At 33.2% G+C, this 22564-nt stretch carries 18 protein-coding genes, 2 tRNA genes and 1 other annotated feature; all 20 genes read right to left on the reverse strand.

All coding sequences use genetic code 11. The annotated features are described in order from the left end of the window. Positions 1-68: 68 nt before the first annotated feature. The gene (locus RYK07_RS06010; protein WP_314852908.1) at positions 69-770 is read right to left on the reverse strand and encodes a hypothetical protein; all 702 of its coding nucleotides are present in this window, start codon (positions 768-770) and stop codon (positions 69-71) included. 222 nt (positions 771-992) lie between these two features. Continuing rightward, the gene (locus RYK07_RS06015) at positions 993-2246 is read right to left on the reverse strand and encodes an NAD(P)/FAD-dependent oxidoreductase (protein ID WP_314852909.1); all 1254 of its coding nucleotides are present in this window, start codon (positions 2244-2246) and stop codon (positions 993-995) included. A 433-nt stretch (positions 2247-2679) separates the two neighbouring features. Beyond that, positions 2680-4356 (reverse strand): sensor histidine kinase, encoded by a 1677-nt coding sequence (locus RYK07_RS06020; protein WP_314852911.1) that lies wholly within the window; start codon positions 4354-4356, stop codon positions 2680-2682. After that, entirely contained in the window at positions 4353-5087 is a 735-nt protein-coding gene (locus RYK07_RS06025) for a response regulator (RefSeq protein WP_314852913.1), read from the reverse strand. Before RYK07_RS06025 ends, RYK07_RS06020 begins: the two co-directional genes overlap by 4 nt. A 375-nt stretch (positions 5088-5462) precedes the next feature. After that, entirely contained in the window at positions 5463-6578 is a 1116-nt protein-coding gene (msrB, locus tag RYK07_RS06030; RefSeq protein WP_314852914.1) for a peptide-methionine (R)-S-oxide reductase MsrB, read from the reverse strand. A gap of 257 nt (positions 6579-6835) precedes the next feature. Next, on the reverse strand, positions 6836-7387 hold the full coding sequence (locus tag RYK07_RS06035) for a redoxin family protein (RefSeq protein WP_314852916.1): 552 nt from the start codon (positions 7385-7387) through the stop codon (positions 6836-6838). Between the two features lie 17 nt (positions 7388-7404). Next, positions 7405-8097, reverse strand: coding sequence for a cytochrome c biogenesis protein CcdA (locus RYK07_RS06040; RefSeq protein ID WP_314852917.1), 693 nt, complete (start codon positions 8095-8097; stop codon positions 7405-7407). Between the two features lie 142 nt (positions 8098-8239). Next, a complete protein-coding gene (locus RYK07_RS06045) occupies positions 8240-9826 on the reverse strand; it encodes an amidohydrolase (RefSeq protein WP_314852918.1) in 1587 nt (528 codons plus the stop codon). A gap of 1 nt (position 9827) precedes the next feature. Beyond that, on the reverse strand, positions 9828-10916 hold the full coding sequence (locus RYK07_RS06050) for a spermidine/putrescine ABC transporter substrate-binding protein (RefSeq protein ID WP_314852920.1): 1089 nt from the start codon (positions 10914-10916) through the stop codon (positions 9828-9830). Between the two features lie 167 nt (positions 10917-11083). Then, positions 11084-13063 carry a C69 family dipeptidase gene (locus tag RYK07_RS06055; protein WP_399546469.1) on the reverse strand — a complete coding sequence of 660 codons (1980 nt, stop codon included), beginning with the start codon at positions 13061-13063 and terminating at the stop codon, positions 11084-11086. A 253-nt stretch (positions 13064-13316) separates the two neighbouring features. Beyond that, entirely contained in the window at positions 13317-13847 is a 531-nt protein-coding gene (locus tag RYK07_RS06060) for a hypothetical protein (protein ID WP_314852922.1), read from the reverse strand. A 265-nt stretch (positions 13848-14112) separates the two neighbouring features. Beyond that, positions 14113-15804 carry an arginine--tRNA ligase gene (gene argS, locus RYK07_RS06065; protein ID WP_314852923.1) on the reverse strand — a complete coding sequence of 564 codons (1692 nt, stop codon included), beginning with the start codon at positions 15802-15804 and terminating at the stop codon, positions 14113-14115. Between the two features lie 60 nt (positions 15805-15864). Then, positions 15865-16075: a binding site (T-box leader), on the reverse strand. A gap of 343 nt (positions 16076-16418) precedes the next feature. Continuing rightward, entirely contained in the window at positions 16419-17489 is a 1071-nt protein-coding gene (locus RYK07_RS06070; protein WP_314852924.1) for an ABC transporter substrate-binding protein, read from the reverse strand. Further along, entirely contained in the window at positions 17486-18322 is an 837-nt protein-coding gene (locus RYK07_RS06075) for an ABC transporter permease (RefSeq protein WP_314852925.1), read from the reverse strand. Before RYK07_RS06075 ends, RYK07_RS06070 begins: the two co-directional genes overlap by 4 nt. Next, positions 18322-19131, reverse strand: a complete 810-nt coding sequence (locus RYK07_RS06080) for an ABC transporter permease (protein WP_314852926.1) — start codon at positions 19129-19131, stop codon at positions 18322-18324. The genes RYK07_RS06075 and RYK07_RS06080 overlap by 1 nt, the downstream gene beginning before the upstream one ends. After that, positions 19124-20233 carry an ABC transporter ATP-binding protein gene (locus tag RYK07_RS06085; RefSeq protein WP_314249927.1) on the reverse strand — a complete coding sequence of 370 codons (1110 nt, stop codon included), beginning with the start codon at positions 20231-20233 and terminating at the stop codon, positions 19124-19126. Before RYK07_RS06085 ends, RYK07_RS06080 begins: the two co-directional genes overlap by 8 nt. 22 nt (positions 20234-20255) lie before the next feature. Beyond that, the gene (locus RYK07_RS06090; protein WP_314249928.1) at positions 20256-20798 is read right to left on the reverse strand and encodes an XRE family transcriptional regulator; all 543 of its coding nucleotides are present in this window, start codon (positions 20796-20798) and stop codon (positions 20256-20258) included. A 594-nt stretch (positions 20799-21392) separates the two neighbouring features. After that, a complete protein-coding gene (locus tag RYK07_RS06095; protein ID WP_314852929.1) occupies positions 21393-22259 on the reverse strand; it encodes an ROK family protein in 867 nt (288 codons plus the stop codon). A 78-nt stretch (positions 22260-22337) separates the two neighbouring features. After that, positions 22338-22411: transfer RNA gene (locus RYK07_RS06100), tRNA-Pro, on the reverse strand. A gap of 5 nt (positions 22412-22416) precedes the next feature. Next, positions 22417-22490: transfer RNA gene (locus RYK07_RS06105), tRNA-Arg, on the reverse strand. Positions 22491-22564: the final 74 nt, after the last annotated feature.

The raw sequence follows: 22564 nt of genomic DNA on the forward strand, positions 1-22564 counted from the left end.
AAAGGCTTAATTTGGTGTTAAATTTGATTCACCAACAGAATTTGTCGATGAGCCGATTTTTCATATCTTTAATAAATCTGACAGTCAGTTACAATGGACTGTTGTTTTTCTTTTAATGATTCTAATCGTTCTTGATACAAACTTGGGAAAGTTGTCATTCTTGCACGAAGAGGTCTTATTTTTAATGCGGAAACTAAATAATCTACAAATAATAAACAATTATTTCTCCACATTGTATACAATTTAAATTGAGTTTTTCTAAATTTATAAAAAGTGACAGGCATACATTGCACCATAAAATAGGCATACATCTCTTCTAACTTCTCACTTACAGGATTAAACGAACAAATATCATCTGGAGGTGACCAAGTAAATGATTCCTTCAATACTTTTTCCAAACGATTTTTAATTAATTGAATTTGTTCATCAGTTACTTCTAAACTATAAATATACAGCATTTTTTGGTAATGTCTCTTACAAAATTTAAAATAATCTTCTCTTGGTGCTTTTAATAATACACCTTCTCCTCTAGCTCCATTTAAAATACAAGCTAATTCATCATAATTCCCATATGAGTATACATAACCTTCAATACAAATATCTACATGTCCTAAAACTCCCATGCCGATTTCCATTGCATGAACGATAATTTCTAATTTTGATTTTGCTTCTGGAATTGGTCTTTCAAGACTTGTATCCACTTGGGACAAGTCCATTAACGGTAATAAACGAATTCCTTTTTCAACAATTCTTTCCCCTAGTTTTACCATAGTGAAAGGGATACACCTCGATTCATTTAACAGTTTCGTTGTCATTATATCATAACAAACCTTAATTCGTTACAAAAATTAAAAAACTCCGGCAAATTTTGCCGGAGAAAAAAGGATAGAGTTTATTTACTTTTGGGAGGTAAATATTATTCTTTAGGAATGATTAAAGTATAGTCTCTAATTATGAAGATTTTATGACGAAACTATGCTCTTTTCATTTTTTTACCAACCTTGTGCAGCATGTAATCCAGCAACATATCCTGTTACAAAAGCTGCTGTAATATTATACCCTCCAGTATATCCATGAATATCTAATAATTCTCCACAGAAATACACTCCTTGAGTAATTTTTGATTCTAATGTTTTAGGATCCACTTCTTTTAGTTGAACTCCTCCACCTGTTACAAAACCTTTTTCAATTGGTAGACTTCCATTAACTGTAAATCTAAAATCTTGAATAGAGTTCAATAATTGTTGCACTTCTTGATCGGTCATTTTTCCAATTACCTTTTGAGAAGAAAGTCCAATTTGTTGTAGTAAAAATTCGGCGTATCGTTCAGGCATCCATTCTTTTAACGGTGTCTTCACTGTTTTTTGTGGATTCTTTTCTTTCCACTCTTGCCATTTCTCTAATAATTCCTGTTTTGTTAAATCAGGTTGAATATTGAGCGACATCGTAACTTCTGAGACATTGTCCTTTTGTTGGACTTGATGAACAAAGCTTGAACAACGTAATACTGCTGGCCCACTAATTCCAAAATGAGTGAAAATCATGTCCATTTGATGCGTTACGACTGCTTTTCCCTTTTTATTCAATACACTTAATGCAACATTTCTTAAAGAAAGAGCTCGTAATACTCCTTCTTTAATGAAACTTTCATTACTTGTTAGAGGGACTTCTGTCGCAAATAATGGGGTGATTGTATGCCCTACATTTCGAGCAATTCCGTATCCATCTCCAGTCGAACCAGTTTTCGGATAAGATTTTCCGCCTAGTGCTAAAATAACTGCATCCGCTTCTATTCTTTCTCCGTTATCTAATTCAACTGCAGAAAACTGTCCATGTTCTAGTCGAAGGGTTTTAACTTTTACATTTGTTCTCACTTGAATGCCTAATCGTTTAATTTCTTCGATAAATGTATTTAGAATCGTTTTTGCAGAATCAGATACTGGGAACATTCTACCATGGTCTTCTTCTTTTAATTGAACTCCTCGACTTTGGAAAAATTCAATAATGTCTTGGTTATCAAATTGGGAAAAGGCACTATGTAAGAAGCGTCCGTTTCCTGGGATGTGTTTAATAATTTCGTCTCTTGAGCGGATATTTGTTACGTTGCAACGTGTTCCGCCGGTTAAGAGTAATTTTCGTCCTAAGCTTGGATTTTTATCTAATAGAATTACTTCTGCGTCTGCTAATGCCGCACTTACGCTTGCCATTAGTCCGCTTGTTCCTCCACCTACTACAATGACTTTCATAAATTCTCCTTTGTATCTTTATTCGTAATTTTACTATAAGGGAAATGATACTTGACCGTCAAACTAAAAGGTGAATAAAGAGAAAATACTTTTTAATATAATAACAAAGGACGGCAGCAGACTCGCAAGAGCGAGTCTCATGCCTAAAATTCGAGCCTTGGTCTCGAATTTTCCTTCCACTAGTAACCATCTCCATGGTTACTAGTGGGCTTGTTATTATAATCAGTATTTTCTCTTTATTCACTTGGTCAATTCTAAGGAAATAATGGGCTAAACAAAATGAGAAAATACTTCTCAATATAGTAACAAAGGACGGTAGCAGACTTGCCTTACAAGTCTCATACCTAAAATTCGAGCCTTAGTCTCGAATTTCCCTTACTATCGTACTTGTTACTATGGAAAGTATTTTCTCTTTATCAACTATATCATTCGCCTAATTAGAAATAGGAATCGTTAAGTATACTTTTGTATAAGAATTTTCTACTGAATCAAATTCCATTTTAAACTCTTCTCCAAAATATAATGCTAATCGTTCTTTTACATTTTGAATTCCAACTCCACCTAATGCTTTATTGGAAGTACCTTGTTTCTTTAATCCTACTCCATTATCTTCAATCGTAATTTTAATAGAAGGAGATTGGTATCGAACCGTCAATTGTATTTTTCCTGGACGATTAATTTCCTTAATACCATGATAAATAGCATTTTCTACTAATGGTTGAAGTACTAATTTAGGTAATAAAATATCTGGAATATTTTCATCCACTTGAATCTCATAAGATAACTTTTCTTCATATCGTTGTTGCTGAATATACAAATATTGTCTTACATGATCCACTTCTTTTGTAAGAGGGATTAAATCTTCTCCTCCATTTAAAGCTAATCTAAAATATGTTGCGAGTGCTTTAGTAATAGACACAACTCGATTAGTATCTTGGAACTCCGCCATCCAAATAATGGTATCCAATGTATTATAAAGAAAATGTGGATTAATTTGACTCGATAAAGCCTTTAACTCATAAACTCTTGCCAATTGCTCCTGCTCTCTAGCTTCCATCATTAATTGTTCTAAGTGATTTAGCATATGATTAAAATGATGCGCTAATTGTTGAAATTCACTAGCACCATTTGGAATCGCTCGTAAATCAGTTTTCCCTTTTTCAACTTCCTGCATGGTCTCTTCCAAGTGTTGAATAGGAGATAAATGATGTCTCAAAATAATAACCATTCCAATTGAACAACCAATAAAACTTAAAATCGCAATACTAAAAACAATCATAAATAATTGCTTCGATAACTGTTCCCACTGTGAAAAAGTACTAATTCCTACTAATACCCAATTACAATTATCAATAGAAGTTTTGTGTACAAAAAAGTTTTTCCCAATCATAGAATCCATTGGACTTTTAGCAATATCTTCTGCAGACATTTGCTTATCAACAGATTGAAAAACTTCATTATCAGGATGATAAATGATTTTTCCCTCTGTATTAATCACAAACGCATATCCTTCCCGACCAAGAGAAAGTTCCTTAATATAATTTTCAAGAGCGTGAGAATCGATATCAAATCGAACGACTCCTAAACTTTCCTTTGTTTTTGATAAAATTTCTTGACTAATAGATAACACATATTTATCATTTTGCAAGCGACTTGGTAATAATACCGGGTTGTGAGATAAGTCAATCGCTTGTTGATACCATTCTTGCATCATTAATTCATTCGAATTGGCAGATTGAAGATTTTGATCACTTGAAATGATTCTTCCATCTTTTGTTACAATCGTCATTGAAACAAAGTGTTCATTACTTTTCACAAAGGTCTCTAACCAATTTCGAATACTTATTTGCGAATTATTTTCTTGTCCTTGGGCAAATTGAACAACTTCTGACTCATTAACAATAGCGTTAACTGTATACTTTAATTGAGAGACATACTGTTCAATATAACGAGCACTTGTATCAATTCTAGCGGTTGTTTGCCCGGATACGTTCTCTTTAAATAATTCACTACTTTTCCAATAAAAGACACTTCCAACAAGAATTAAAATCAAAAATAGCATTCCCAATAAATAGGTAGTTAATTTGATAAACAAGGAATTTTTCTTCATGATTCTACTCCCTTTTGAAATTGTTTGGGTGTAACGCCGACAATTTGTTTAAATCGAACTGAAAAATAATTCACATCTTCCATTCCTACTGCTGAAGCTACTTCATAAATTTTCATGGATGTAGATAATAGTAGTACTTTTGCTTTATTCATTCGTTGAGTAATGACATAATCTTGAAATGTCATTCCTAGCTTTTTCTTAATTAAGACACTGACATAATTAGGAGTAAAGCCTAATTGTTCTGCTACTTTTACAAGAGACAGTTCAGGATTATCTAATTGGCTATGAATAAGTTTTTCAATTTCTGTTTCTTCTGAAACGATATCTACTTGGTGAATTTGGTTTTCTTTTCGTTCTTTTTCTAATTTACCAACGACTGTGACAAAAAAGGCTTCAATTTCTTTTTTAGAAATAGGTTTTAGTAAATAATCGTCTGCTCCTAATTTTAATGCAGATAATAGGTAATCAACGTAATCATATCCTGTTAGAAATACGATATGTGTATGTGGGTAGTGTAATTTAACTTGTTGAGCTAGTGTGATGCCGTCCATTTGTGGCATATTAATATCTGTTAGTAAGATGTCGGGTTGATGCTGTTGAATCATTTCCCAAGCTTGTTTGCCATTTTCTACTTCTCGTACATCAGAAATTCCCAATTGTTTGTAATCAATGAGTGAAGTTAGTCCTCTTCTAACAAGAGATTCATCTTCGACAATTAACAGTGAATACATTCTCATCCCTCCTATTTCCATTATACTCCGCCTTTTTCAAAAAATTAACCGAAAGTATGCATAAAGAGAAAATACTTCACTTTATAGTAACAAAGGACGGTATCAGCCTTGCTTTGCAAGTCTCATACCTAAAATTCGAGCCTCGGTCTCGAATTTTCCTTACTATGGGAAGTATTTTCTCTTTATTCATTACGTCCATTCATTTATATGACTCACAACTCGAAAAAACTTGCCATAGTAGCATTAGTCCAATAAGCCAAAGATGGCTTATTGGACAGGAAAATTTGAGACCCTAGGCTCAAATTTTAGGCATGAAACCAAAGGTTTGCTGCCGTCCTCCTGCTACTATAGCTAAAGTTTTATTCATAAAATTTATTATTTAACAAAATCAACCAAAAATCCATAGCCTTTTTCTTCCATATCTGCTAACGGAATAAAACGAATAGCGGCACTATTAATGCAGAAACGTAATCCACCTTTGTCTCGAGGGCCATCATCAAACACGTGTCCTAAATGAGAATTAGCAATACGACTACGAACTTCAATTCGTTTCATATTAAAACTTGTATCTTCCTTATAAGTCACTACTTCTGAAGAAATAGGCTTTGTAAAACTTGGCCAACCACAACCAGAATCAAATTTATCTTTTGAAGAGAAAAGTGGTTCTCCAGTTGCTACGTCCACATAAATACCTGCTTCATGATTATCCCAATATTCATTAGAAAAAGCCATCTCTGTACGATTTTCTCTCGTAACTGCATATTGTTCTTTTGTCAAAGTTTTTTTCAATGTTTCATCATCTGGTAATGGGAATAAACTAGGATCAATCACTGGATCATTTGCTTTATTCACATCAATATGACAATAGCCGTTTGGATGTTTCTTTAAATAATCTTGATGGTAATCTTCTGCAACGACGAAGTTTCTAAGATTTTCTCTTTCAATTGCTACCTTTTTCCCTAATTGTTCTTCTTTTTCTGCTACTACTTGTTCAACAATTTCTTTATCTTCATCATTTTGATAATAAATTCCTGTTCGATATTGGCGTCCTACATCATTTCCTTGTTTATTGACTGATAGTGGATCAATTACTCTAAAGTAATATAATAAAATTTCTCGAAGAGATACGACTTTTGCATCATAAGTAATTTTCACTGTTTCTGCATGATCTGTATCATGAATTAATTGATAGTTTGTTGTTTCTACTTTCCCATTTGCATACCCACTTACTGCATCTTCTACTCCATTAATTCTTGAGAAATATTCTTCTAAGCCCCAGAAACAGCCACCTGCTAAATAGATTTCTTTCATCTCTTTTTCCCCCTTATTTTCTGATTTGTTAACCTCTTGTTGATTAATTAATGAACTAACCTTCTTCTCAATTGGATTTCCATTCGCCTGAACTGTTGCTGTTGAAGGATGAATGACATAATATGAAGCAATCAGCAATACAATTAACGCTACGACTCCAATCAATATTTTTTTATCCATTTTACCCACTCCTTATATTGAGAAAATACTTCTACATATAGTAACAAAGGACGGTAGCAGCCTTGCTCTTGCAAGTCTCATACCTAAAATTCGAGCCTAGGTCTCGAATTTTCCTTACTATAATTAGTATTCTTTTCTCTAGGTTCTCTCATATATGATTCACAACCCGAAAAGACTTGCCATAGTAGCATTAACATGAAACAGAAGGTTTGCTGCCGTCCTCTGCTACTATAGCTTAAGTCTTATTCATAAAAACATTACATCTTATCAAGATACTTCTGTATATCCTCATTTGCTAAATGCCCCGGATGAGCTTGTACTAATTCTCCATTTTGATTAATAAACACAGATGTTGGATACCCAATCACTCCAACTTGTTTAAAGAAATCCGGAGTTTCTGCCATTAATACTGGTAAATTTTTATAGTCTAAACCTGAAAACCATTCTTTAAAATCTTCTGCTTTTTTCTCGCGATTTACACCAGGCGCTACTACACTTAAAATGACTGTATCATCTGAATGATTCGCTGCTAAAGAATCTACTTCCGATAATCCTGCTAAACATGTTGGACACCATGAAGCCCAAACTTTGATATACACTTTTTTCCCTTTATAATCTGATAAATTGACTGTTTTTCCATCAAACGTTTTAAACGAAGCTTCCACTACTTTTTTAGAACTACTAGTTTCTTTCTTGTCTTTTGAAACTGCTTCTGTTGAAGGTTTTGTTGCATCTGCTTGCTTATTTCCCATTGGTTGACACGCTCCTAATAATAAACTAATTCCAATACATACATATTTCCATTTCATTTTTCATTCTCCTATCCTTATAAAAATAATACTTGTAATTGTTGGATAATAATCCAAACCCCCATTGCGATAATAACAATTCCTCCAATTTTCTTTAATAAGAATAATTGTTTCTTCGCAAGATTGAAGGCTTTCATTGCAGCGGTTGAAGCAATCGATAATACTAAAAACGGAATTGATAATCCTAAAATATAAATTCCTAATAAAAACATTCCATACAAAACGCTCGCTTGTTGAGTTGCCACTAATGTTAAGACTGAACTTAAAACAGGACCTACACATGGTGTCCATCCAAAACTAAAGCTCAATCCTAATAAATAACTACTCCATAATGACTTCTCATTTTTTGTTTCAAATTGTACTGTTTTTTGTTTTTGTAAAGACGTTAATTGAAATACTTCCATTTGATGCAATCCTAGTAAAACAATAATAGTTCCTAAAACTAAATGGAAATAAGGATTATACAATAATTGCCCTAACAAACTAGCAGCAAATCCTAATACAAAGAAAATTGTTGAAATTCCTGCTACAAATAAAAATGTTCGAACGACTGGTAGCACCGCAACTTCAAATTTTCCAATTTTAATACTGCGATTTCCTCTTTCACTCATTAATACTCCAAAATAAACCGGAAACAGTGGTAATACACACGGAGAGAAAAATGATAATAATCCCGCAGCAAAAATGCTTCCCCATAATAAAATATCCATTTATACACCTTCTTCTTGTAATGTTTGAATTTATTATAATCATTTGTGTTTAAAGAAAACATAGAATCCCCTACACAAATACATGAATTTAATATGATAATAGTAAAAAATGAAGTAGGCATTCTACTTCATTTTCTTTTTCTTAAACTTCATAAACTTTTTTACCATTGATATAAGTCGCTACGACAGTTGTTTTCAAAATTTCTTCTGGACTTTCTTCTAAGAAATTTTTCGATAAAATTACAAAGTCTGCATAATTTCCAACTTCTAATGTTCCAATATCTAAGCGACTTAATGATTTTGCTGCTCCATTTGTATGAGCAAACAAAGCCTCTTTAGTGCTAATTCTTTGTTCAGGCATTAATGCTGATTTTGGAAGTCCTTCTACTGTTTGACGAGCCACAGCAAAATACATCGTTTCAAATGGAGTTACATTTAGCACTACTGGAGTATCTGTTCCAAATGCTAAAGTCGCACCATGTTGAATAAAGGATTTGAATGGAAACATTTGTTTTGCACGAATTTCTCCAACTTCTTCATCTAATGTTTCATACCCGACTAATAAATGGCTTGGTTGAACTGAAACAATGAGAGATTTTTGAGCAGTAAGTGGTAAGTCTTTTGGATCCATTACTTCTAAATGCTCAATTGTATTGAATTTATAAGGCGCATCAAATGGATATTTTTCTTGCGCTTGTTTGAAATTCAATAATGTTAATTCTACTGCTCTATCTCCAACGGTATGGATACGCATTGGCCATCCTTCTTGGTTGGCTAATAAAGTCAATCGTTCCATTTTTTCTTCCGTTAAAAGTGGACCTCCCACATCTCCTTCAAAAAATGGCATTGGGTATGGTTCTTTTAAGTAAGCTGTATGCGAACTTGTTACGCCATCATAAAACTGTTTCACTCCACCCATTTGTAACATTGGAGATTGGTAAGTTTGATAGAAACGACGGTTTTCTTCAACGTCTTCACGCATTGCTGGGAAGAAACTCACTCGAACTGTTGCATCATCTTCTACACTAGAATAAAGTTTTGGATAAACAATATCATCTGGGCTTTCCCCTGTTAACGCAACATCGCCAACTGCTGTAATTCCCATCGCATTCAAATGTTTCATATAGTCTAGTAATGCCACTTTCGACTCAGCTTCATAAATTGCTAGTACTTTAGATAAATAGTAAATCGCAATTGCTTCTAAAAAGACTCCTGTTAACTCGCCATCTTTTTTAACAGCTTCTCCTCCAATTTCAGAAGGAATGTTTTCACTCGTTAAGCCTAATTCTTCTAGTGCCTTTGTATTAAGCCAAATCGTGTGTGCATCACCAGCAATCAAACAGATTGGAACTTCATTGGAAGCTTTATCTAAATCTTCTTTTGTTGGTAAAACTTGTTGTCCAAAATCACTCGCATACCAACCAATTCCAATCTTCCATCCATTATACACAGGAATTTCTTTTGCTTGAGCTACTACTTCTTCAATTGAAGGAGCTCCGACTGCTTTCATCTTTCCTAAATGAATTAGACTGGATAAATATAAATGTACATGCGCATCAATGAATCCAGGAGTCACCATTTTGTCCCCAGTATCAATTATTTTTCCGTCTACTTCTTCATGATAAGGAAGAATATTCGTAATCTTCCCATCTTTTATTTCTAATATTCCTTCAGTCGTTTCTTTTGAATCTCCAATAAAGAGATATTTACTTTTTACAAAATAATGCATATTATAACTCCATTTTAAAATTTAAAAAGGCATCATTATAATTGGAAATCCATTCTGTTCCAAGATATTCATAATGCTCTAAACTTTCAATGACTTCTTGTGATGGATAAAATGTTTCATCTGACACCACTTCTTCATCTAATAATTCTTTTGCAGCTTCATTTGGTGTAGCATATCCTACAAACGCTGCATTTCTAGCTGCATTTTCAGGACGAAGCATAAAGTTAATAAACGCATACGCTCCTTCAATATTTTCCGCATTATATGATAACGCAAAGTTATCTGTCCAAACAGCACTTCCATCTTGCGGTAAAATATACTGAACAGCAGGATTCGCTTCTGCTACAGCAGCGGCATCTCCTGAATAACCAATTCCGATCGGCGCTTCTTCTAATTTCATCATTGTTTTAATTTCTTCATTTAATACAGCACGCACATTTGGATTTAATGATTTAATTTTCAATTCTGCTTCTTTTAATTGCGCTGCATCTTTTGAATTGAGTGAGTAACCTAATGATTGCAATGCTAATCCCATTGTTTCACGATTTCCATCTAGTAATAAAATTTTATTACGGAATTCACTCTTCCATAAATCATTCCAAGTTGTAATACTTTCTGGATCGATATATTTTGTATTCACCATAATTCCAACAGTCCCCCAGAAATAAGGAACTGTATATTGATTTCCAGGATCCACTGGACTATTTAATAAAAATGGCGAAATATTTTCTAAACCTTTAATTCTTGAATGATCCAATGGTTGTAATAAATTCTGATTGACTAATTTTGTAATACTCGATTCACTTGGAAATACGATATCATAACGAGTACCACCTTGTTTTAATTTTGCTTCCATTGCATCATTTGAATCGAATGTTTCATAAACCACTTGAATATTTGTTTCTGCTTCAAATTCTTTAATCAAATCTGGGTCAATATAATTTCCCCAGTTAAATAAATAGAGCTGCTGTTTTTCACTAGAAGCAGATTCATCTGCCGAAATTTCTTGCGATTGAATATATTTTTTTACTCCTAATAGTAAAAGTACAACGACCAAAATCGATAAAATTAAAGATACTAATTTTTTCATGAAAAACCTCATTTCTCTCTTGTTATTTTACAATAAGTTGATAGTAATAAAATATCGCTTTCACGTCAACTAGTACGTTCTGAAATGGAAAAATTTTTACAGAAAAAAAAGAAATTGAACGAATAAACGTCCAATTTCTTTCCAGTCAAAATCTTACTTAAATACGATTATACCCATTCTCCATTAGCATTTACTTTGTATCCATCTGGGGTTGTCGTATTTACTAATAATTCTCCTGAATCATTCACATAATACCATTTACCATCAACTTCAAACCACTGAGAAGCTTTCATTGCTCCTGATGATTCTAAATAGTACCATTTATCATGATCTAGCAACCATCCGGTTTCCATCGCTCCTGAACCATTTAGGAAGTACCATTCACCTTTATCTTTAATCCACCATTTTTGCATATAACCACTTTGATCTAAGTAATACCAAGTTCCATCTTGATTGAACCATCCAGTAACTTTTTCATCTCCTCTATACATCACCCACTGATTATTTTCTTGAATCCAACCACCAATTGTAAGTTTTGTATCAGCTGTTACTTCTTTTAAGCTAGAAATATCGATAAAGTTTCCAGTTAATGGAGTTTTATTTTCAATCGCTTTTTCCATTTTTTCTTCAGTGGCTTTCATAATCTTGAAGACTGTTTCAGCTACTTTCATTGATTTTGCAGTATAACTATCAGCCGTTGCTCGAACATATTCATTTGACTGATTACGATATTGGTTAATTAATTTTGTTTGATAAGTGAATAAAACTTCCTCTAATTCTTCCCAATTTGATTTAATCGTTTTACCAAATAAATCTTTATGTTCTGTTACCATCTTATCAATATGGTCTGCAACCCAATACCATGAATCAGGATTATATTTACTTCCTCTTACTTGGTAAGCTTTAAAAGTATCTTTAATGTGCCCAAAATATGGAACGTATGGAGTGTTACGTGAACGACTTAAGCCAAACCACATAATTCCTCCTAATTCACTAGGTAAATCTTGACGAATTTGATACACATGGGGGTCAATAACATTTTCATTACCTGGTGCATATTTATATTTTGCTTGTTCTGCTTCTGGTAAAGCCTTAATATTATCTTTTGGAGTATAGTCATTATAAAAATCATATCCTGGAACTTCATCATCTGGAATAAATCCTTCAGATAATGTTTCAAAACGATTTCTTTGAATTTTAATGGCATCTGCTACTGTATAATCTCTACGTGGAGTGTCTTGTAAAAATTCATAATATTCATCTTGATAAGTAACTGATGATTGAGGATTTAATAATTTAATACCAGCATATTGTCTTGAACGATTACGTTCATCTAACTTAGGCGCATAACTTGCTGCTAAATGAAATTTTCCATTCACTTCTTTATAAGAGCCAGCTTTTTTAGCTGTTTCGATGATACCTTTTGAAGCAATAACATTATTTGTATCTGATAAATTCAATGCACCAAGGAAATAAGTGTTTGGCATAATAGAGAATTTATCATCTGGATATTTATACGCAACATATTGATGTCCAGAATAAATTTCCATATACCATAACTCATTTTTATCTGCAATCATAATATTATTTCCTTCAGCAGATCCTTTTTCATCAATGACTTTTGCTAAAAGTTCTACCCCTTCACGTGCAGTTTTTACACGTGGTAAAATTAATGTTGTCATAGCTGCTTCTGCAATTCCATCTTTAACAAGTGGATCTACTTCTAGAACATCTTCTCTTGGAGTTGTTGTTAATGTAGCTGTTAAAGAAACCCCATATTCATTGAATCCATGTTCATCAAAAATTCCTTCATCTGTATCTCTAGAATCATCTGCTACAGAAGTATATTTAAATTCATGACGTAAATGAGGATAAGTGAATCCTGTAGACACATCTTCTAACATTGCTCCTTCTGCATAATCTTTTGCAGGATTTACAATGAAATTCTTATTATGTGTATGTTGTCCTGGTGTAGTTCCATCACCTTGCTTATATGGATAATCTTCCGTACGACCATATAAAATGGAACCGTCTTTCGTTAATCCTTTTCCAATAATAAAACCTGAACACGCTTCTACAGATTGTAATGATAATACTGTACCAATAATAACGCTTGACAATAATAGTTTTGTAATTCTTTTATCCATCCCTATCTCTCCTTTTGTAAGCTTATTCATTTATATTAATCACACAAACTTCACACACTCTTCTAGTCACTTCCCTCTCGTGTATTTTGTCGCCTATATTATACGTCTAAATGTTTACGCTTTCAATCGTTCTTCCTAATTTTTAATGAAATTATTATTCTATACAAAAAACATCCGTTTAAGTAGATTACAACTTAAACGGATGTTTCATCAAGAACTAGTTTAGTAAGAAAAAATGTCACATCTATCTAAACTAACCTTTAAAATCTCCTTGTCTTGTTTCAATAATTTTCATTGCTGCACGGATGACATGATATTCATCAATTAATTTTCCAATTAACTCATAATTACGCTCAGTTAATCTACCTGATAATATTTTATGAGAAAATTGATGGAAATTATCTAGATGTTCTTCAATACTCATTAGCATCTCCTTAGCATCTTTATGACGATACTTTTTAACAATATGTGCTACTTCTTCAGAAAATAATGCCAAATTATTTTCATGAATGGTAGTATTTTTTCCTTCTGGTACTAAATCATTTGCTTCGTAACAAGTTAAGAATTTTTGTTCAATTGTATTACAAACAAAAACAACTCCTATTTGCGAAACATATTTTTTCTCTTCCGGACGTTGTTCTTCATTTTTATTATACTCTACTAAAGTTCCAAGTTGTCTTCCTACCCATTTTGGAAGCTGTTCACTACTGACTTCAAATCGCTCCTGTGCTCTTTGAGCAAAATGATCCGTCCATGTATAATTTGGTCCAAATGAAAGTCCCATAACATGACTCCTTTATATTCATATAATTCAGTAAAGTGAGAATTCAATCCAATTAGATAATTTTATCCGCCTAAATACACTTTCTATAAAAAAAAACACATCCATCCCACCTTTCCTATTAACGATTTAGGATAGAATAAAAAATAAAATTGTGAAATCGTTCTCAATGAGATTTTATCAATCCTTTTACTGAACTTCAACTGAACTTTCTTTTATAAAACAAAAAACTCCCACTTGCCAGGTAAACAAGTGAGAGATAGGATGGCTACATTTCGTCTGGAGATTCTACTCCTAAAATTGCAAGACCTTGTTTTAAGATAACAGCTGTTGCTTCCACTAATGCTAAACGAGCATTTAGCCCTTCATCTTCTTGTAAGATACGGCTGTTAGCATAATATTTATTGAAGGCTTGCGCTAGAGAAATCACATATTTAGAAATAACAGAAGGTTCAAATTTGCTTTCTGCGTATTTCACAATATTTGGATAATTTTCAATTTGTTTTAATACTTCCCATGCATAGTCATCTTCTAATTCTAATGCTTGAGATAAATCAACTGAAACTCCTGCTTTTCTTAAAATACTCATTGCACGAGCACGAGTATATTGAACATAAGGTCCAGTTTCTCCTTCGAATTGAACAACTTCTTCTAAGTTGAAATCGAAGTTATTTGTACGATCGTTTTTCAAATCGTGGAAGATTACCGCACCTACCCCAACTTGTTTTGCAACTTGTTCTTTGTTAGGTAAGTTTGGATTTTTAGCTTCAATTTGTTTTAAAGCTAATTCTTCAGCTTCACGTAAAACTTCTTCTAATAAGACAATTTTACCTTTACGTGTTGATAATTTTTTACCACCTAATGTAATTAAACCAAAGCCAACGTGAATCATGTTTTCTTGCCAATCACGACCCATTTCATTTAATACAGCTTTTAATTGTTTAAAGTGGTTTGCTTGTTCATTTCCTACAACATAAATGTTTTTAGCGAAATCATAAGTTTCTTTACGGTAATGTGCAGCTGCTAAATCACGAGTGATATATAATGTCGCACCATCTGATTTTTTAATTAATGCAGGTGGTAAGTCATATTTATCTAAGTGAACAACTGTTGCCCCACGGTCGATTGTTGTAATTCCATTATTTTCTAAGTATTCAACAATTGGATCCATCTTATCATTATAGAATGCTTCACCATTATAAGAATCAAATGTAATTCCTAAAATATCATACACACGATTGAATTCTTTTAATGATTCTGATTTGAACCAATTCCATAGTTCTTCTGCTTCAGCATCGCCATCTTCTAATTTTTTGAACCATGCACGACCTTCATCTTCTAAAGAGCTATCGCGTTCTGCTTCATCATGGAATTTAACGTATAAACGTAATAATTCTGCGATTGGATCTTGTTCAACGGCTTCTTTTGTTCCCCATTTTTTATAAGCAACGATTAATTTACCGAATTGTGTTCCCCAGTCTCCTAAGTGGTTCACTTTAATTGGGTTATAACCAACTTTTTTCTCTAAGTTAACGATGGCATTCCCAATAACTGTTGAACGTAAGTGACCCATTGACATTGGTTTTGCAATATTTGGACTAGACATATCAACTACAACATTACGTCCTTGACCAAAGTCAAAGTTACCATAATCTTCTCTTTGTTCTAAAACAGTGTGTAATGTTTCATCTGCAAATTTACCTTTTGATAGGAAAAAGTTTGCGTAAGGTCCCATTGCTACTGCTTTGCTAATATGTTCATCTGAAACTACTTCAATGATTTCTTGTGCAATTGCTTGAGGCGCTTTACGTAATACTTTTGCAAGTGAGAATGCTGGGAAAGCCAAATCTCCTTGTTCTGCATATTTTGGAACTTCAATCATTTTATAAATTTCTTCAAATGATAAATGTTCGCTAATTGTTTTATGAATTTGTTCTGCAACTATTTTTTTATAATCCATATTGACACTCCTTCTTTTGTAAAAAATATAAATAAAAAAGCCCCTAATCAAGCAACCTTGACTAGAGACGAGATAACCCGTGGTACCACTCTTATTGTTTAAAATACTAAACCACTTTAAACTTTTTTAACGGTAAGCGACCGGATTACTCTACTACATTCGAATAATCATTTCCAAAGTGCGGTTCATTTACTTCTTCATGACTGGCTTCCACCACCCCAGCTCGCTAAAACAGATATCCGTAAACTACTCTCTTCTTCATAAATGTTTATTGTTTATAGGACGATTATAACAAGCGATAGAATATTTGTCTAGTAATTTTATAATAAACTTTATAACGCAAAAAAGAAAAGACCTTGAATAGTAATATTAAACATGAAACAAAAAGTTTGCTGCCGTCCCCTATTACTATCACGCAAAGTCTAACTCATAAACGTACTCTCATAAATATCATTCAAAAAGAAAAGACTTTGCATAGTAATATTAGTGATATAATCAGCAGCCGCTGATTATATCACAGGAAAAATTGAGACCTTAGGCTCAATTTTTAGGCATGAAACCCAAGGTTTGCTGCCGTCCCCTATTACTATATAGCAAAGTCTAATTCGAAATCATCAGTTGCGGAAAATCTTAGCCTCCAAGAACAAGTCATTATACAATCCTAACAACTCAGAACCTAGATTCTCATACACTTCCATATGTTCCATTTGCTCATCAGAAGGATAAAAAGTCTCATTACTTGTTACTTCTTCCGGCAATAAGTCTAACGCATCTTTATTTGGAGTTGAGTATCCAACATATTCCGCATTTTGAGCAGCAACGTCTGGTCTCAATAAAAACGAAATAAAACGATACGCACCATCATAGTTTTTAGCCGTCTTAGGAATGACAATATTATCAAACCATAAGTTCGTTCCCTCTTCCGGTAAAACATACGCTAAATCTTCATTTTTCTCCAACATCTTCGCAGCTTCCCCAGAGAATGATACCCCAATCGAAGCTTCCTCTTGTGCCATATACGTCTTCATCTCATCCGCAATAATCGCTTTAGCATTTGGCATCAATGTTTTCAAAAATTTACCTGCTTCTTTCACAACCTCAGGATCCTTTTCATTCAAAGAATACCCTTGCGTTTGAAGCGCAATTCCCATCATTTCTCTAGCACCATCGATAAATAAAATTGAATCTTTATAGTCCTCTTTCCATAAATCAGACCACTTCGTAATTTCGCCTTCAGCAATATTTTTTGTATTATAAATAATTCCTAAAGTTCCCCAGAAGTAAGGAATACTATAACGATTATTTGGATCAAAACTCTTATTCAAGAATTTCTCATCTAAATGTTCCATTCCTTCAATTTTAGAATAATCTAATGGGACTAATAAATCTTCTTTTAACATTTTATGAATCGCATATTCACTTGGAATCGCCACATCATAATTTGTTCCACCTTGTTTAATTTTTGTATACATCGCTTCATTTGAATCAAATGTTTCATAAATGACTTTATAGCCTGTTTCTTCTTCAAACTGAGTAATTAAATTAGGATCGATATAGTCTCCCCAGTTGTATACAATAATTGTATCAGAATTTCCTGCAATAGCTGTTTCAAAATTTTTTCTAAAAAGTAATAATCCAAAACTTGCGACTAAAATTGCCCCAACAAACATCATTAATCGCTTCATCGGATTACCCCCTTCGCTAAATCATTTTCAACATTTTTCTGATTTAATCGTTTTGCTTGGTATTGTTGAATGAAATAATATCCAATGACTAAAATTAATGAGAATAAGAACATTAATGTACTTAAAGCATTAATTTGTAAACTAATTCCTTGACGAGCTCTTGAATAAATTTCAACCGCAATTGTAGAGAATCCATTTCCTGTTACGAAGAAAGTTACTGCAAAATCGTCTAATGAATACGTAAATGCCATAAAGAATCCACTTAAAATTCCAGGTGTAATGGATGGTAAAATAATACGTGTTAATACTTGAGAACTTGTTGCCCCTAAATCTCGTGCTGCTGTAATCATTGAACGATTCATTTCTGTTAATTTTGGTAAAACCATTAAAACAACAATCGGAATATTAAACGCAATATGAGAAAGTAGTACTGACCAAAATCCTAATTTGAATCCAATAAATGTAAATAAAATTAATAAACTTGCCCCGATAATAACGTCTGGTGAAACTAATAAAATATTATTCATTCCAAGAACAAATTGTTTTCTTCTATTTGAACGAATAAAGTCAATCATAATCGCACCAAGTGTTCCAATAATCGTTGCACATAGCGCTGATAATAAGGCTAAAATTAAAGTATCAATGACAATACCAATCAATCTTGTATCTCCAAGAACAGCTTTATAATGCTCTAAAGTAAAAGATTGGAAATCATTCATTCCTCCACCACTATTAAATGAATAATAAATCAAATAGAAAATAGGAGCATACAATACTGCAAATACAAATACTAAATAAGCATTTGATAACCAATGATTTTTCTCTAATTTCATTATGCTTCTCCTCCTTTTCTACGATCACGTGTTACAAACATTAAGACAATCATCGCTACAATTAAGACAACCCCAATAGTTGAACCCATTCCCCAGTTTTGCGTTACTAAGAAATGTTGCTCTACGGCAGTCCCTAATGTAATCACACGATTTCCTCCAATTAAACGAGTTAACATGAATAGTGATAGTGATGGAATAAATACTGCTTGAACACCACTTCTTACACCACTCATCGTTAATGGAATCACGACATTTTTTAAAGTTTGCCAAGGAGTAGCACCAAGGTCACGGCTTGCTGCAATTAATGAACTTGGTAATTCTTGTACTGCATTAAAAATCGGTAAAATCATAAATGGTAATTCAATATAAGCTGCTACCGTTAAGAAACTAAAATCCGTAAATAAAAATTCTTTTGGAGCAATTCCAAATAATGATAAGAATTGATTTACTGTACCTGTTTGGCTAAAAATACCAATAAATGCATAAGCTTTTAATAATAAATTCACCCATGTTGGCAAAATGATTAATAATAACCATAAATTTTTATGCTTTGTTTTACTTAAAAAGTAAGCTGTTGGATAACTCACAACTAAAGTCACTAATGTTACTAAAAAGGCATACCATACTGAGTTAAATGTCATTTCTAAATAATTACCAGAAGTAAAATAATTCGTATAGTTTCCAATCGTTAATTGATTATTAATATCGAAAAATGATTTATAGAAAATCATTGCCAAAGGCGCTACTACAAATAATGCCAACCATAAAAGATATGGAATGGAAAAAAACATACGAGAATTTTTACTCATTACTATCGTCCTCCACTTCCTCGTAGCTTTCTAGACGTGCATCAAATTCTTCTTCACTTTCTCCAAAACGCATTACGTGAATATCTTGTGGCTCAAAGTATAATCCAACTTTTGATCCCACTTCTGCTTTCTTCGTTGAGTGAATCATCCACTCATTTTTATTTTCGTCATAACAAATAATTTCATAGTGAACTCCACGGAATAATTGTGTATCCACTTCAACGGTTAATTTCCCTTTATCTACACTAGTTAGAGATAAATCTTCCGGACGAATAACGATTTCAACCTTTTCATTTGGACGCATACCAGCATCGGCACATTCAAATTCTTTTCCAACAAATTCTACTAAGTAGTCTTCTTTCATCACACCAGCAACGATATTACTTTCACCAATAAAGTCCGCAACGAAACGGTTGATTGGTTCATCATAAATATCTACAGGAGTACCTGATTGAATAATTTCTCCACCATTTAGTACGAAGATTTCATCACTCATCGCAAGAGCTTCTTCTTGGTCATGAGTTACGAAAATAAATGTAATACCTAAACGTTGTTGTAATTCACGCAATTCATACTGCATATCTGTTCTTAATTTTAAGTCTAGCGCTGATAATGGTTCATCTAATAATAGAACCTCTGGTTCATTCACTAATGCACGAGCAATTGCTACACGTTGTTGTTGTCCTCCAGACATTTGAACGATTTCACGTTTTTCATAGCCAGATAATTGAACTAATTTTAATGCTTCAGAAACTTTTTGTTTGATTACATCTTCTGGTAATTTTTTCAAACGTAACCCGAATGCAATGTTTTCAAACACATTCATATGAGGGAATAATGCGTAGTCTTGGAATACAGTATTTACTTTACGTTTATTTGGTGGTAAATCAGTAACATCTTCTCCATTTAAAGTAACAGAACCAGTTGTTGCATCAGTAAAACCAGCAATAATACGAAGAATCGTAGTTTTACCACATCCTGAAGGTCCTAATAATGTATAGAATTTTCCTTTTTCAATTTCAAAGTTAATATTTTTTAATACTTGAGTATCATCATAAGATTTTGTTACATTTTCAAATGTAATAATTGCATTGTTGGACATGTTTCGTACCAATCCTTCCTTTTTATAAATAAGAATTTGTTGCGACAATTAACACCTTACTTATTTCATTGCCAGCATTTTTAATTTGATGTTTAGCAGAAGCTTCAAAATAAAAAGATTCTCCTTTTGAGACAACTTCTATTTGTTTTCCTACTTTTACTTGTACTTTACCTTCTAGAACATATCCAAAAGTTTCGGATAATGATGGTTGGAACACTTTGTATTCCCCTTGAGGTTTAAACTCTAATATTACAGGTTCCATTTCATGTTCATTCGAATCTGGATTTAACCAAGTCACTATCGTTTTATGCTTTGGATCCTCCATCACGGTCATATCTTCAGGCCCATAAACGGTTAAAGCTTCTTCTGGTCCATCTTCAAAGAAATCCTTTGGTGCACATCCTAATACTTCTAAAATATCAAAAAATGTGTCCATCGATGGCGAACTTAGATCATTTTCTAATTGGGAAATATATCCTTTAGATAAATCTGTCCTCTCGGCTAATTCTTCTTGCGTTAGTCCTTTTTGAACCCGTAGAGCTTTCAAATGACTCCCTATTTCCATCTTATCCCTCCATTCTTTAAACTTAAAGTTTAATCACACTAGGACTCATTATACTCTAAGTTTAGTAATAGTCAACAATTAAATCTTGAAAAAGTAAAAAAAGAACCCTATACAATGTATAGAGTTCATACGAGTAATATAGAAATGAGGTTAAAAAGTAGCCTTCTAACTATGAGATTCGCATTTGCGAAGCTGCTAGCGTCCATTATGCTACATTCAGAGAAGTCGATTTTTATTAACGTACCCTCATTACTTCCGTTCAGAAAGAAATGACTTTTTCATAGTAGAATTATTAATATAAGCCAAGTTTGGCTGATATTAAAGGGAAATTCGAGACCAAGGCTCGAATTTTAGCCATGAAACCGCAGGTTTGCTGGCGTCCTCTGCAACTATTAAAAAGTCAATCTTATTAACGTACTTTCATGTTAGTTTCGTTCAAATAGAAACGACTTCTTACAGTAGCATTGGTAATATAAGCCACTTTGGCTTATATTACTGGAAAAATCAAGACCTAGGCTTGATTTTTAGGTATGAGACCGCAGGGCTACTACCGTCCATTGCTACAGTATAAGAAGTCAGTTTCTAGTTATTTCATTATTTTAAAAGAGCCTTCGCCATTGCTAGGCATCCAATTGTTGCTGCATTATTCCCTAAAGCTGGAATTTGAATATACTCATCCACTGAAGGATATCCAACATAACCATTCATTAATTTTTCGAATTCTTGTTTCACTTTTTTCAATAAATGAGTTTGTTGCATTACTCCCCCACCTAAAACAATTACTTCAGGCGCTAAAATTAATGTTGTATTATAAATACATTGAGCAGCATAGTAAGCTTCAATATTCCAAATTGGATCAGTTGGTTCTAATTCAAATGCAGGACGACCAGCTTTTTCTTGTAAAGCAGGTCCAGCTGCTAAACCTTCTAAACAGTCAGAGTGGAAAGGACAAACACATTTAGCATTATCTTCCGGGTGACGTTTAACAATCATATGACCCATTTCTGGGAAGTTCATTCCACCTACAAATTCTCCGCGCTGGATAGCTCCACCACCAACACCGGTTCCAAATGTATAATATACTAAGCTTTCTAAATCTTTTCCGTGACCAAAATAATATTCGCCATAAGCTGCTGCATTCACATCTGTAGTCCAATTAATTGGAACATTTAAATGACGATTTAATTCACCAATGAAATCATAATTTTGCCATGCTAATTTTGGAGTAGAAGTAATGTATCCAAATGTAGCAGATTTTTTATTACTATCAATTGGTCCAAAAGCACCTACACCAACTGCTTCTAATTCTTGCTCATATTTTTTAAAAAATTCAAAAACTTTCGGTAAAGTTTCTTCTGGAGTTGTTGTTGGAATTGAAATTCTTTCTAAAACTTCCATATCATGATTTCCAATCGCACAAACAAATTTTGTACCACCAGCTTCGATACTACCTAATACCATATAAAATTCCTCCAATATATTGATAATTGTATTATATACAAAAAAAGACAAGTAAGCTAGCACTTACTTGCTAATGAATCGGGAATACAGGATTCGAACCTACGACCCCTTGGTCCCAAACCAAGTGCTCTACCAAGCTGAGCTAATTCCCGATATATGCACCCAACAGGAGTCGAACCTGTAACCGCTTGATTCGTAGTCAAGTACTCTATCCAATTGAGCTATGGGTGCTAGTTATTCACTTGTATATAGAAAAAATGCACCCAACAGGAGTCGAACCTGTAACCGCTTGATTCGTAGTCAAG

The organism is uncultured Granulicatella sp. (assembly GCF_963528315.1).
Lineage (GTDB): Bacteria > Bacillota > Bacilli > Lactobacillales > Aerococcaceae > Granulicatella.